The following is a 13,791-nucleotide window of genomic DNA, read 5'->3' as shown; positions in this document are numbered from 1 at the left end:
GCATATCCTCGAGGTATCACCACGCTCCCAACGACGACGGAGAATATAATGGCCGGCTTGTTATCCACTGCCGACCCGAATGGACTGCTCGAGTACTCGGTGGTCAACGCGGATCGTGCTCTCAACCCCATGTCGCCGCACTTCCAACAGGTGATGAGCGACATCGCCGCCACCCTGAAGCGCGTCTATCGCGCGAATTCGGCGGCCATCGTGCCCGGTAGCGGGACCTTCGGCATGGAAGCCGTGGCACGCCAGTTCGCCAGCGAGCGGCGCTGCCTGGTAATTCGCACCGGAGACTCCAGCTATCGCTGGGGTCAGATGCTCGAGCAGGGCAATATCCCGGCAGACCGCAATGTTCGCAGGGCGGCCCGGGAGGATGAGGATGACCCCTTATCCCCCTTTGCCCCGCCGCGTATCGAAGAGGTCATCGAGGCGATTCGCGACCAGCAGCCGGATATCGTCTTCGCCCCTCATGTCGATGCCTCATCGGGCATCCTTCTGCCCGATGAATACATGCGACGCATCGCCGAAGCCATTCACGAAGAAAACGGCCTGTTCATTCTCGACAGCAGTGCTTCGGGCGCAGCCTGGGTGGACATGCTGGATATCGGGGTCGATGTCCTGCTCAGTACGCCTCAGGGTGGCTGGAGCAGTGCGCCTTGCTGCGGCATGGTCATGCTGTCGCGCCTGGCACGCGAGATCATCGATGAAACCCGCAGCACCAGCTTTGCCTGCGACCTGCGTCAGTGGTTGACGGTGATGGAAACCTTCGAGGCCGGCGAGCATGCCTATCATGCCAGCCTGCCCACCGACGGCCTGCGCCAACTGCGCGATACCATGGTGGAAATCGAAGCGTATGGCGTCGACAAGCTGCGTGATCAGCAATTCGAGCTGGGGCGTCGCGTACAGGAGATGCTCGACGAGCACGGTTTCACGTCGGTGGCCGCCAAGGCCTATCAGTCAGCGACGGTGGTGGCCCGTTACACCGCTGACGCGGAGCTGGTCGACAGACTCGCCGAACTCGGCGTTCAGGTGACCCCCGGCCTTCCCCTGATGTGCGGTGAAGGCGAGGACTTCAGAAGCCTGCGTATCGGCCTCTTCGGCATCGACAAGCTGAAGGACATCGACGCTACCCTTGAGCCTCTGCAGCGCGCCCTGGCGCAAGTCTCCCCGGCGGCTGATGCCGCGAGCACCCCGCCCTCGGAATGATCAAGACCAGCTAAGACGAGCATGACGCCGAACGGGCCAGCCAGAGTTGCCCGTTCGGCTTCTTGATATGGGGTACCCGACCAACCGGGGGCGTTTCAGCCAAGCGTCAGCCCAGTAGCGACAGGATGATGCGTTCACCATAGCCCCACAGCAACACCGTCATGCCGAGTAGTACCTCGAGAATCAGCACACCGAAGGCCAGGGTCGTGCTGGAGACGACAAAGGCTTCCTCGCGACTGATATTCAGAAAGGCCGGAATGCCCAGATAGAGCAGGTAGGCGGTGTAACACAGCCCGATCGTACCCGCGAGCAGGCACAGCCAGATCAGCGGATATACCGCCACGATACCGCTGAGGAACATCGGCGTGGCGACATAGCCGGCGAAAACGATGCACTGGCTCTGCTTCGGGGGGTGAGCTGCATAGCGCTTGGCCATGTAACGGATGACCTTGCCAACCGCATAGACCGCCGCCAGGATCACCAGGTAAAACACCACCCCGGCCCCCAGGGCATCCAGATAACCCAACTGTATGGTGGTGCCACCTCCCAGGCTCCAGCCAACCTGCGTGGTGCCGATATAGGAGAATACGACCGGAATGGCCGCCAGTAACAGCACGTGATGCTCATAAAGGTGGGTGAGCGTCTCACGCTCTTCCTTGATCTGGCTCCACTCGCGATTCGGGTGGGCCATCAGGCCCCATACATGTGTCAACATAGCGCTACCTCCTGCCGGAGACGGGCCCGGATCGGCCCGTCGGACCACTGCGTCATCTGTCAGTATGAGTATAGGCAGGAATCCGGGGAATATGCCCCCGGATCATCGACGACAGCGTCAGGTCAGGGCGGTCCACAAGGGAGGAGCAGCAGGCAGAGTGGCATCCACCGACATCATCAGGCTAAGCGCCGTGATGGTGATGATCGAGAAGGCAAAGACACGCTTGGCCCAACGGGCTTCATCATGCGCGCGATAACCCTGCATGGCCAGATACACCCAGTAGAGCCCCATCAGCAGGGCAACAATGAAGTATCCGGGCCCCGCATAACCCGCCACGCTCAATGCCAGCGAGGCCAGCACGAAGGCCAGGATGTAGCCGAGGATGTAGTGCTTGGCGGTCTTGATGCCGCGAACGACCGGCAATACCGGAATCCGGGCCGCCTGGTAATCTTGCAGACGAAAGATGGCAATCGCATAGGAATGCGGCATCTGCCACAGACAGAAGATGACGAGCAGCGTCAACGCCCCCGTATCGAACTGACCGGTCACCGCGCAATAGCCCACGACGGGCGGCATGGCACCGGAGAGACTCCCCACCAGGGTGCCGTACTCGGAGTGGCGCTTCATGTAGAGGCTATAGACCCCGACATAGATCGCGAAACCGAACACTGCCAGACCCAGCGTTATCCAATTAGTGAACACACCGAGCAAGGCAAAACCCGCGACCCCGAGCAGGGTCGCGAATCGCAGTGTGGCCACCGACGTGAGGCGGCCCTGCACCAGTGGGCGGGACTGCGTGCGTTGCATCAGCGCATCGATATCTCGATCGATGACGTTGTTGAACGCACATCCCGACGCGATCACCAGAGCCAGACCGGCCACTGTGGCCAGCAGTAGCCAGGGATCGACATCGCCCCGGGCGGCCAGGAAAAAGCCGCCCAGTACTGCGATCACATTACCGCCGATGATGCCCGGCTTGGTGATGGTGAGGTAGTCTTTGCGCATCCTGGCCGCCGGAGTCAACCGATCATCATGTTCTGATGCAGGTTGTACATGATCCATACGGAACCCCCGATGACCAGAACCAGGATCGAAATGGTGAAGACGAACGACATGAAGTTCCAGCCTTCATCCGCCTTGGTGTTCATGTGCATGAACAACACCAGCTGGACGAGCAGCTGAGCCACCGCCGTTGCCACGATGATCAGTGCCGTGGCCAGGGTCCCGAGCGCACCGGTCATCACGATCCCGAAGGGAATGATGGTCAATACCAGTGACAGGATCAGCCCCATCACATAGGACTTGACGCTACCATGGCTGTGTTCTTCGTGAGAGGCGTGTCCACTCATGTCAAAGGACTCCCATCAGGTAGACGAAGGAGAAAACGCAGATCCAGATAATATCCAGGAAGTGCCAGAACAGGCTCAGGCACATGATCCGCGGGCGAGTCATGTCGGTCAGCCCCTTCTGCTGCAGCTGGATCAACATGACGGCGATCCAGATCAGACCGAAGGTCACGTGCAGGCCATGGGTACCCACCAGAGTGAAGAAGGCCGACAGGAAGGCACTGCGATCCGGACCGAAGCCTTCGTGGATCAAGTGCTGGAACTCATAGACCTCGATCCCGATGAAGCCAGCCCCCAGCAGGAAGGTAATGACCAACCATTTCTTGACCTTGTCGACCTGGTCGGCATTCATCGCCAGCACCGCCATGCCGTAGGTAAAACTACTCACCAGCAGCAGGAAGGTACTGACCAGAATCAGGTCCAGCGCGAAGATATCCGCACCGGAAGGCCCCCCGGCCGTGCCCCCGAGGAGCACGGCATAGGTAGCGAACAGTGACCCGAAGATCACCAGGTCGCTCATCAGATAGATCCAGAAACCGAAGATCTTGGTCCCTGCAGTGTCGTGGTGATCATGCTCGTGGGCATGATCCTCGTGGTTGCTAAGTGTATCGGTAGCCATGATTACGCCTGCATCTCCACACGTTGTTGGTGCTCGCGCTCGATGCGCTCGACTTCAGCCGCCGGGACATAGTAATCCACATCCTCTCTGAAGACGCGCGCCATGAAGACCGCGAAGGTTCCGATGCCGCCGACGATAGCCAGCCACCAGATGTGCCAGACCAGGGCAAAGCCGAAGACGGTCGCCAGCAAGCCCAAGACCGGCCCCTCCCAAGTATCCTTGGGCATGTGGATGTCCTGGTAAGGCGGCGTCGAGAGCGGCGACTTGCCATTATTGCGCTGCTTCCGGTCCCAGAAGTCATCAAGATCGTTCACTTCGGGCTCATGCGCGAAGTTATAGAACGGCGCCGGCGATGAAGTTGACCACTCGAGAGTACGGCCATCCCATGGATCGCCGGTCACGTCCGCGTTTTTCTTGCGATCGCGAATACTGACGATGAACTGGATCACGGTGCAGGCAATGCCGGCGGCGATGATCAGCGCACCGACCCAGGCGACGATCATCAGCGGCTGCCAGTCGCCGTTCTCGTAGGACTGCATGCGACGCACGGCACCGAAGAAGCTCAGCACGTAGAGCGGCATGAAGGCCACATAGAAGCCGATGACCCAGCACCAGAAGGAACGCTTGCCCCATTTCTCGTCCAGCGTGAAGCCGAAGGCCTTCGGGAACCAGAAGGTCAGACCGGCCAGCATGCCGAACACCACGCCGCCGATGATGACGTTATGGAAGTGGGCAATGACGAACAGGCTGTTGTGCAGCACGAAGTTGGCTGCCGGTACGGCTAGCATCACGCCGGTCATGCCACCCAAAGTGAAGGTGATGATGAAACCCAGCGTCCACAGCACCGGCGAGGTGAACTCGAGGCTCCCGCGGTACATGGTGAACAGCCAGTTGAAGATCTTCACACCCGTGGGTATGGCGATGATCATCGTCGCTATGCCGAAGAACGCATTGACATTGGCCCCCGCTCCCATGGTGAAGAAGTGGTGCAGCCAGACGATGAACGACAGGAAGGTGATCGCCACGGTTGCCCATACCATGGTGCCGTAGCCGAACAGCCGCTTGCGGGCAAAGGTCGAGATGACCTCGGAGAAGACGCCGAAGGCCGGCAGGATGAGTATGTACACCTCAGGATGGCCCCAGGCCCAGATGAGGTTGACGTACATCATCATGTTGCCGCCGAAATCGGTCGTGAAGAAGTGGAAACCCAAGTAACGGTCGAGCGTCAACAGCGCGATGGTCGCGGTCAGGATCGGGAAAGACGCGATGATCAGCGCGTTGGTGCACAGCGACGTCCAGGTGAAGATCGGCATGCGGAAGAGCGTCATGCCCTTGGTGCGCATCTTCAGAATGGTGACGAAGAAGTTGATCCCGGTCAGGGTCGTGCCGATACCCGATATCTGCAACGCCCATATCCAGTAATCCACCCCGACACCGGGACTGTACTCTTTCCCCGATAGTGGTGCATACGCCAGCCACCCCGTCTTGGCAAACTCCCCTACAAACAGCGATACGTTGACCAGGATCACGCCGCCAGCGAACAACCAGAAACTCAGGTTGTTCATGAAGGGGAAGGCCACATCGCGGGCACCGATCTGCAACGGCACCACCAGGTTCATCAGGCCGATGACCATGGGCATGGCGACGAAGAAGATCATGATCACGCCGTGAGCGGTGAAGATCTGATCATAGTGGCTGGGCGGCAGGAAACCTTCGGCGCCGGCCGAGGCCATGGCCAGCTGGCTGCGCATCATGATGGCATCGGCAAAGCCCCGCAGCAGCATCACCAGTGCGACGAGGAAGTACATGATGCCGAGTTTCTTGTGGTCGACGGACGTGATCCACTCCCGCCAAAGGTATCCCCACTTCTTGAAGTAGGTAATGGCTCCCACGATCCCGAGTCCACCCAGCACGATGGCCGCAACGGTCACCATGATGATGGGCTCGCCTAATGGGACTGCATCCAGTGTCAGTTTTCCGAACATAATTTACTCCGCTGCCTCCGCGCTCATGGACTCGCCTTGAGACTCGGAATCACTGTGAGACTCGGATTCACCACCCTGCTCATCACCATGGTCATCACCATGATCTTCGCTGTGACCACTGCCATGACCAATGGCTTCTCGAGCACTCTCATCGACATACTTCTCCAGGTACTCGGCATGGTTGCCGCCGGCATGGAAGCTCTTGAGGATCTGCTCATAAAGGGAAGAAGGCACGTCCGAGAAGTACTTGACCCCGTTGTTCACGCTGGGCGTGACGAGCTCATAGTAGCCTTTCGGAAAACTCAGGGAGTTGGAGGAAGCCTTCACTTCCTCGACCCAGGCGTCGAATTCTTCCTGTGTTCCCACCTGGGCTTGGAACGTCATCTCCGAGAAGCCCGCACCACTGTAATTGGTGGAACGACCCGCATAAGTGCCGGTTTTGTTGGCAATCAGGTGGACATCATTATCCATGCCGGCCATGGCATAGATCTGGCTACCCAAACGGGGAATGAAGAAGGAGTTCATCACCGAGCCCGAGGAAACCCGGAAGCGAACCGGTGTATCCGCCGGAAAAGCCACCTCATTGACCGTGGCGATGCCCTGCTCGGGATAGATGAACAGCCATTTCCAGTCCAGCGAGACGGCCTGGATTTCCATCGGCTCCTGCTGACTCTCGTCAGGCGCGATGGCCTTGTGAGGGTCCAGGCTGTGCGAGGTGTACCAGGTCAGGACGGCCAGGAATAGAATGATGACACAGGGGATGAACCAGACGACCGCCTCGATCTTGGTGGAGTGAGACCAGTCAGGCGAATAGGTCGCATCCTTGTTGCCGCGGCGATACCGCCAGGCGAACAACAGCGTCATGACGATGACCGGGATAACAACGATCTGCATCAGACCAAAGGCAGTCAGAATCAGGGTGCGCTGTTCTTCCCCTATCTGCCCCTTGGGATCCAGCAGCGCCGAACTGCAGCCCGCCAACAGCAGTGGCAGCGATAGCAGCAGCAGGACGCCGAGCATGCGCAGGGTGGGATTTCTTCTCATGTTTCAACCTCATCAAGGCTTGGCGGCGAACGCGTGCCCGCTTGAGCTCAGCAGGCAATGCACGCGCCGAAGCGCTCTCCCGCGCGGGTCGCGGACATCTTGAAACAAGTGCTGCACGACCGTCGTGGAGAGTGCTTCGGGCTCAGTCACGGCGAGCTACCCGCGGCAACGACTCGCTGCGACATCGCCGAGCGGGAAGAGGGTGCCGTGAGGCACTCATTCTGATGGTCCGAACGCAGAATGGGAAGGGCGGATTTGCGGCAGGTTGTCGCACCCTGTCACACCGATGCGACATCCGCTTCGGAAATCACCTCGTCGATATCGCCCAGGTCAGCAAAGCGTGCCGGCCTGACCATGCCATGTTTGCTGGGATCGACCACCAGGATGCGGCGCTGGGCGGTAGCGATGGCGGCCTGCTTGGGCGCGACTTCATGAAAATGAAAGCAGCTCAGCCCCTGGCGCGGATGCACCCCGGCAGCCGAGATGAAGGCCTTGTTGATGCCCAATCCAGTGATGGTCTCGGTCACTTCTTCGCCTTCGAAGGAACGCGATGATGACTGATAGAGCCCTCCCGACAACCAGAGGCGCACACCGGGCCGCTGACTGACTGCCTCGGCCACGTTGAGCGCATAGGTCACCACGGTCAGCGAGAGGTCCGACGGCAGGCTAGCCGCCATCGGCATCAGCGTAGTACCGCAATCGATGAACAGGGTATCGCCCTCTTCCAGCATGGCCAGGGCCCTGTCACACAGGCGCTGCTTGCTCTCGGCATGGCGGTCCCGTTGGGCCAGCAGATCATAGGCCGGTGCATGGCGCGGGTCATCGGCTTGCATCAGCAGCCCGCCGACCAGCACCAGGCCGCTATCGCCACCAGCCAGATCGCGCCGGATGGTCATCTCGGAAACCCCGCACAGCACTGCCGCCTCGGCCAGACGCAGGCTGCCTCCCCGGGATAGCGAAGCCCTCAGGTGCTCGAGACGCGCTGCACTGCGTTCATTCACTCGACCTTCTCCGTTCACTGACATCAATCGACCCACGAGCCGAGAGGCATTCGCCGTCTCGTGTACATCGCGTTTGCGGGACAGGGTTGCGACTCTGGATGTTAATAAAATAACATCCGCGCGTTAATGTATTAACAGAGGCGTCACGTCCCTTCAAGCCTGACGGGGCGATGGCAACCAACCACGCTGTCAGTGATGAACCACTTTCCAGTTGCCTTGCATCACACGACAACAATACTCAAGGGAAACCACCATGCCGCGCCCGACTGCCCTGAAACAACTCGCTCCCCTGACCGGCCTCGCCCTCGCCGCCGCCTCGCTGCCGGCCACCGCCGAAGAGGGCTCGGCCTTCACACCGCTCTGGTCGTTCGGCAATGTCTCGGTCAACTATCTCGACTGGTCGAATGGTACCGAGCAACGCACCTCGACCAACGCCGCCAAGGGTGACTTCTTCTACCTCGAGTTCGAGGGTGGCGTCGGTTTCGACTGGGGTGAGTTCTACGGCTTCTACGACTTCGAGAACCCGCAGAACGACACTTCCGAGGAAGATGGTCGCGATAACCGCCGCGGCGCCGGCAAGGCCACCTCGCACATCTATCTGGGTGACACCCCCTTCTCGCTGTACTTCCATATCTACGACTTCCGTGACCATGGTTATGACAGCAAGGAGCAGGATCTCATCGCCGGCTTCGGCTACCGCCATACCTTCGATAACGGCCTGTGGTTCAAACCCTTCCTGGGCAAGGCCTGGGTGGAAAGCGACGACAACGCCTACAGTGGTCAGAATGGCTACATGCTGGGCTGGGTGCTGGGTTACGACTTCCAGGCCTGGGGCCACAATTTCAGCGTCAGCAACTGGCACGAACAGACCTTCGATCGTGACGAAGAATATCTGCAGCAGAACTACGTCAACGGGCCGGCCGGCAGCACTGGTACCAACGGCGCCGTCGGCCTGTGGTGGCACCCGGTCGACGAGATCACCACCGGTATTCAGTACCGCTACTCCCACAACAAGCTGGGTACGGCCAATGATTACCAGAACGCCATGATCTATTCCCTGAAGTACAATTTCCTGTAAGCCACGCGGCTGCGCCACCCGTCATACGGTCATGAGGGCCAAAACGCCCTCATGCCAACGACCACAAGGACATTGCCATGACCTTGATCATGAGTCTCGTCGGCATGGCGACACTGATCGCCATTGCCCTGCTGTTTTCCGTCAACCGCCGCGCCATCCGCATGCGCACTGTGGTCGGCGCCTTTGTCATCCAGGCCGGACTGGGCGCCTTCGTGCTCTATGTGCCCTTCGGTCAGGCCGTGCTGGCCACCGTCTCCGAGGCCGTCAGCCAGGTGGTGACCTATGCCAACGACGGCATCGACTTCCTGTTCGGCAAGCTCGCCAACACCGATGAAATCGGCTTCGTCTTCGCCATCAAGGTGCTGCCGGTCATCATCTTCTTCTCCTCGCTGACGGCCGTGCTCTACTACCTGGGCATCATGCAGTGGATCATTCGCCTGCTCGGCGGCGCCCTGCAGAAAGCGCTGGGCACCTCGCGTACCGAGTCGCTGTCGGCCACCGCCAATATCTTCGTCGGCCAGACCGAGGCGCCGCTGGTGGTACGCCCCTTCATCAACCGCATGACCAAGTCGCAGCTGTTCGCGGTGATGTGCGGCGGCCTGGCCTCCGTGGCGGGCTCGGTGCTGGCAGGCTATGCCGCCCTGGGCATTCCCATGGAATACCTGGTCGCCGCTTCCTTCATGGCCGCACCGGGCGGGCTGCTGTTCGCCAAGCTGATCATGCCCGAGACCGAAACACCCAACGACAGCGTGTCTACGGCCGAGCAGGAACTCGAGGCCGAGGATCAGCCCAGCAATGTGCTGGACGCCGCGGCTTCCGGGGCTTCCTCCGGCCTGCGCCTGGCCGCCAATGTGGGCGCCATGCTGCTGGCCTTCATCGGCATGATCGCGCTGGTCAACGGCATCCTCGGCGGTGTCGGCGGTTGGTTCGGCATGGAAAGCCTCAGCCTCGAGCAGATCCTCGGCTGGCTGTTCGCGCCCCTGGCCTTCCTGCTGGGCATTCCCTGGTCCGAGGCCACCCTGGCCGGCTCTTTCATCGGGCAGAAGCTGGTGGTCAACGAGTTTGTGGCCTATATCAACCTGGCGCCCTACATCAGTGGCGAGCAAGTCGTGGCCGCCACCGGCGAGGCCATGACCACGCACACCAAGGCGGTACTGTCCTTCGCGCTGTGCGGTTTTGCCAACCTGTCGTCGATTGCCATCCTGCTGGGCGGCCTGGGCAGCATCGCCCCCAGCCGTCGTCACGAGATCGCGCAGTTTGGCATCCGGGCCGTGCTGGCAGGTACCCTGTCCAACCTGATGTCGGCGACAATCGCTGGCTTCTTCATCGCCCTGGGCGCATGAACACGTCCTGCAAGGGGGCCCGGTGCCCGGGCCCCCTTCCCTGCGCCCGGTGCGAACCGATCGATGCCCCGTAGCATTGAGCCCCGCGGCTCATTCCCATGCCTTTCAAGAGAGCACGCCATGAACGACCTTACACGGACTGCCCGTCAGGCTCTGACCCTGATGGACCTGACGAGCTTGAACGACGACGACACCGATGCGCGTATCGAGTCGCTGTGTCAACGCGCCAAGACACCGGTCGGCAATCCGGCGGCTATCTGCATCTATCCGCGCTTCATCGTCCCCGCGCGTCGCGCGCTCACCGCGCATCGCCTGAACGACACCATCAAGATCGCCACGGTCACCAATTTTCCGCATGGCAGCAGCGATGTCATGAGCGCCGCCCGCGAGACCCGCGAGGCCGTCGCCTCGGGCGCCGATGAGGTCGATGTGGTATTCCCCTATCGCGCCCTGCAGCAGGGCGACGAGGAAACCGGCCGCGAGCTGGTCGAGATGTGCAAGGCCGCGGCCGGCGGCAAGACACTCAAGGTCATCCTGGAAACCGGCGAGCTGGCCGATGCGGCCCTGATTCGTCGTGCCTCGGAACTGGCCATCCATGGCGGTGCCGACTTCCTCAAGACCTCCACCGGCAAGGTGTCGGTCAATGCCACCCTGGAAGCCGCCGAAGTCATGCTCGAAGTCATTCGTGACCATGGCGGCGAAGTCGGCTTCAAGGCCGCCGGCGGGGTGCGCACCGCCGAGGATGCCCAGGCATACATCCAACTGGCCGAACGCATCATGGGCGCCAACTGGGTCAGCCCGCAGCACTTCCGCTTCGGCGCCTCCGGCCTGCTCGACAACCTGCTCGAAACCATCGGCGTGGTCGGCGGTATCGACATGGAAGGCCTGGATGATGACGAGGAGGTCGACTACTGATGCTGCCCCAGGAAGCCATTCGCGCCAAACGCGATGGTCAGGCCCTGGATGCCGCGACCATCAATGAACTGGTGGCCGGCATCAGTGATGGTCGCCTCAGTGATGCCCAGGTCGGCGCACTGGCCATGGCCATCTTCCTGAACGACATGAACGCCACCGAAACGGTGGCGTTGACCGAGGCCATCCGCGACTCCGGCGATGTGCTCGACTGGTCGGCGCTGGACCTGCCCGGCCCGGTCATCGACAAGCACTCCACCGGTGGCGTGGGCGACGTGGTCTCGCTGATCCTCGGCCCCTGGATCGCCGCCTGCGGTGGCCATGTGCCGATGATCTCCGGCCGTGGCCTCGGCCATACCGGCGGCACCCTGGACAAGCTGGAGTCCATCCCCGGCTACAGCGTGTCGCCGGATACCGCCACCTTCCGGCAACTGGTCAAGGAAGTCGGCGTGGCCATCATCGGCCAGACCGCCGATCTGGCGCCGGCCGACAAGCGCCTCTACGCGGTGCGCGATGTCACCGCCACCGTGGAGTCGCTGCCGCTGATCGTGTCGTCCATCCTGGGCAAGAAACTGGCCTGCGGACTCGACGGCCTGGTCATGGACGTCAAGGTCGGCAGTGGCGCCTTTATGCCCACCGAGGAAGCGTCCAGACAGCTCGCCACCACTATTGCCGAGGTCGCCAGCCGCGCCGGCACCTCGACCACGGCCGTGCTCACCGACATGAGTCAGCCGCTGGCCCCGTGCGCGGGCAATGCCCTGGAAGTGCGCGAAGCCCTGGCCGTGCTCAGCGGCGAGCGCCGCACCGGCCGGCTGCTCGAGGTGACCCGACACCTGGCCATCGAGATGCTGATGGCCGGCGGTCTGGCTCAGGATCAGGCGAGTGCCGAGCAACGACTCGAGCGGGCTCTGAGCTCCGGAGAAGCCGCCGAGCGCTTCGGCCGCATGGTGGCCGGTCTGGGCGGGCCGACGGATTTCGTCAGCGCGCCGGATCAGTACCTGCCGGCGGCACCGGTCATCCTCCCGGTCCTGGCACCGCGCAGCGGCTACCTGCGCGCCATGGATACGCGCGCCCTGGGCATGACGGTGGTCGAACTGGGCGGCGGACGACGCTCCCCCGACGACGCCATCGACCATGCCGTGGGCCTGGCCGATATCGCCGAGCTGGGCACCCGCCTGGAAGCCGGTCAGCCGCTCGCCACCCTGCATGCCCGTCGCCAGGATGACGCCGAGCGTGCCGAGCGCCAGCTGCTCGACGCCATCGAACTCGGTGAGGCCGCCGCTTCACCGACCCTGATTCACGACACCATTCGCCGGGAGGCCCCATGACACGTGCCATCGTGCTCGTCCTCGATTCCTTCGGCATCGGCGCCGCTCCAGACGCCGAGCAATTCGGCGATGCCGGCGCCGACACCCTGGGCCATATCGCCCGCGAATGCGCCGCTTCGACACAGCGTGGTGCCCTGCAGCTCCCCAATCTGGCCGGGCTCGGCCTGCTCCACGCCCACCACGAGAGCACCGGTCACTGGGCGCAAGGCATGACGCCACCGACGAGCGTGAGTGGCGCCTACGGTCATGCCCGCGAGGTGTCCTCCGGCAAGGATACGCCCTCGGGGCACTGGGAAATCGCCGGTGTGCCGGTGCGTTTCGACTGGGGCTACTTCAGCGACCCCGACAACAGCTTTCCCGCCGAACTGCTCGACGCCCTGATCAGTGAGGCCGAGCTGCCCGGCGTGATCGGCAACTGCCATGCCTCGGGCACCGAGATCATCGCCCGCCTAGGCGAAGAGCATGTGCGCAGCGGCCAACCGATCGTCTATACCTCGGCCGACTCGGTCTTCCAGATCGCCGCCCATGAGGACAGCTTCGGCCTCGAGCGCCTCTACCGCCTGTGCGAGACCGCCCGTCGCCTGCTCGAGCCCTACAACATCGGCCGCGTCATCGCCCGCCCCTTCAACGGCGAAGATGCCGCCACCTTCGCGCGCACCGCCAATCGCCGCGACTACAGCGTCGAGCCGCCCTCGCCCACCGTGCTGCAGCAGCTCTGCGAGGCCGACGGCCGGGTCACCGCCATCGGCAAGATCGCCGATATCTATGCCCACTGCGGCATCTCGCGCAGCATCAAGGCCAGTGGCCACGATGCCCTGTTCGACGCCACCCTCGACGCCATGGCCGAGGATGGCGAGCGCAGCCTGATCATGACCAACTTCGTCGATTTCGACATGGTCTACGGCCACCGTCGCGACGTCGACGGCTATGCCGCCGCCCTCGAGCACTTCGATGCGCGCCTGCCGGAAGTGCTGGCCCGACTCCGCGACGACGACCTGCTGATCCTGACCGCCGATCATGGCTGCGACCCCACCTGGCACGGCAGCGACCATACCCGCGAGCACATCCCGATTCTCGCTCTGGGCGGCGGCCTTTCCGCCGGCTCCCTGGGCGCGCGCACCAGCTTCGCCGATATCGGCCAGAGCCTGGCCGACTACTTCGACCTGGCGCCGATGGACGACGGCGAGACCTTTCTGACGGAGAAATGACTC

Annotated in this window: 13 protein-coding genes; 6 read left to right on the top strand and 7 right to left on the bottom strand. The window is 62.1% G+C overall.

All coding sequences use genetic code 11. The features are described 5' to 3' along the window. The first annotated feature begins 48 nt into the window (after positions 1-48). The gene (locus tag HHA01_RS03130) at positions 49-1,209 is read left to right on the top strand and encodes a pyridoxal-phosphate-dependent aminotransferase family protein (protein ID WP_141317656.1); all 1,161 of its coding nucleotides are present in this window, start codon (positions 49-51) and stop codon (positions 1,207-1,209) included. A gap of 106 nt (positions 1,210-1,315) precedes the next feature. Here HHA01_RS03130 and HHA01_RS03125 read toward each other — a convergent pair whose 3' ends face one another. The 7 genes from HHA01_RS03125 to HHA01_RS03095 all read right to left on the bottom strand — a co-directional run bounded on the left by HHA01_RS03125 (position 1,316) and on the right by HHA01_RS03095 (position 7,919). Next, positions 1,316-1,924 (bottom strand): Yip1 family protein, encoded by a 609-nt coding sequence (locus HHA01_RS03125; RefSeq protein ID WP_141317655.1) that lies wholly within the window; start codon positions 1,922-1,924, stop codon positions 1,316-1,318. 117 nt (positions 1,925-2,041) lie between these two features. Then, the gene (gene cyoE / locus HHA01_RS03120; protein WP_141317654.1) at positions 2,042-2,986 is read right to left on the bottom strand and encodes a heme o synthase; all 945 of its coding nucleotides are present in this window, start codon (positions 2,984-2,986) and stop codon (positions 2,042-2,044) included. Next, a complete protein-coding gene (gene cyoD / locus HHA01_RS03115; protein WP_141317653.1) occupies positions 2,944-3,273 on the bottom strand; it encodes a cytochrome o ubiquinol oxidase subunit IV in 330 nt (109 codons plus the stop codon). The genes cyoE and cyoD overlap by 43 nt, the downstream gene beginning before the upstream one ends. A 1-nt stretch (position 3,274) precedes the next feature. After that, complete coding sequence (locus HHA01_RS03110; protein ID WP_141317652.1) at positions 3,275-3,889, bottom strand: cytochrome o ubiquinol oxidase subunit III; 615 nt, start codon at positions 3,887-3,889, stop codon at positions 3,275-3,277. 2 nt (positions 3,890-3,891) lie between these two features. After that, on the bottom strand, positions 3,892-5,874 hold the full coding sequence (cyoB, locus tag HHA01_RS03105) for a cytochrome o ubiquinol oxidase subunit I (RefSeq protein WP_141317651.1): 1,983 nt from the start codon (positions 5,872-5,874) through the stop codon (positions 3,892-3,894). 3 nt (positions 5,875-5,877) lie between these two features. Continuing rightward, the gene (gene cyoA / locus HHA01_RS03100) at positions 5,878-6,918 is read right to left on the bottom strand and encodes a ubiquinol oxidase subunit II (protein ID WP_141317650.1); all 1,041 of its coding nucleotides are present in this window, start codon (positions 6,916-6,918) and stop codon (positions 5,878-5,880) included. Positions 6,919-7,196: 278 nt separating this feature from the next. Continuing rightward, a complete protein-coding gene (locus tag HHA01_RS03095) occupies positions 7,197-7,919 on the bottom strand; it encodes a DeoR family transcriptional regulator (RefSeq protein ID WP_141317649.1) in 723 nt (240 codons plus the stop codon). A 253-nt stretch (positions 7,920-8,172) separates the two neighbouring features. Between HHA01_RS03095 and HHA01_RS03090 the strand changes: the two genes are divergently transcribed. From HHA01_RS03090 to HHA01_RS03070, 5 genes are all read left to right on the top strand, one after another. Continuing rightward, on the top strand, positions 8,173-8,997 hold the full coding sequence (locus tag HHA01_RS03090) for an outer membrane protein OmpK (protein ID WP_141317648.1): 825 nt from the start codon (positions 8,173-8,175) through the stop codon (positions 8,995-8,997). A gap of 77 nt (positions 8,998-9,074) precedes the next feature. After that, positions 9,075-10,340: a NupC/NupG family nucleoside CNT transporter gene (locus HHA01_RS03085; RefSeq protein WP_141317647.1), complete on the top strand. Its 1,266-nt coding sequence runs from the start codon at positions 9,075-9,077 to the stop codon at positions 10,338-10,340. A gap of 120 nt (positions 10,341-10,460) precedes the next feature. After that, positions 10,461-11,255 (top strand): deoxyribose-phosphate aldolase, encoded by a 795-nt coding sequence (gene deoC / locus HHA01_RS03080; protein ID WP_141317646.1) that lies wholly within the window; start codon positions 10,461-10,463, stop codon positions 11,253-11,255. Then, a complete protein-coding gene (gene deoA, locus HHA01_RS03075; RefSeq protein ID WP_141317645.1) occupies positions 11,255-12,580 on the top strand; it encodes a thymidine phosphorylase in 1,326 nt (441 codons plus the stop codon). Before deoC ends, deoA begins: the two co-directional genes overlap by 1 nt. Continuing rightward, positions 12,577-13,788 carry a phosphopentomutase gene (locus tag HHA01_RS03070; RefSeq protein ID WP_141317644.1) on the top strand — a complete coding sequence of 404 codons (1,212 nt, stop codon included), beginning with the start codon at positions 12,577-12,579 and terminating at the stop codon, positions 13,786-13,788. The genes deoA and HHA01_RS03070 overlap by 4 nt, the downstream gene beginning before the upstream one ends. The last annotated feature ends 3 nt before the right edge of the window (positions 13,789-13,791 follow it).

Source organism: Halomonas halmophila, from assembly GCF_006540005.1.
GTDB classification, from domain to species: domain Bacteria; phylum Pseudomonadota; class Gammaproteobacteria; order Pseudomonadales; family Halomonadaceae; genus Halomonas; species Halomonas halmophila.
The sequence above is the reverse complement of the archived record's forward strand: the minus strand, read 5'-3'. Positions and strand labels throughout refer to the sequence as shown.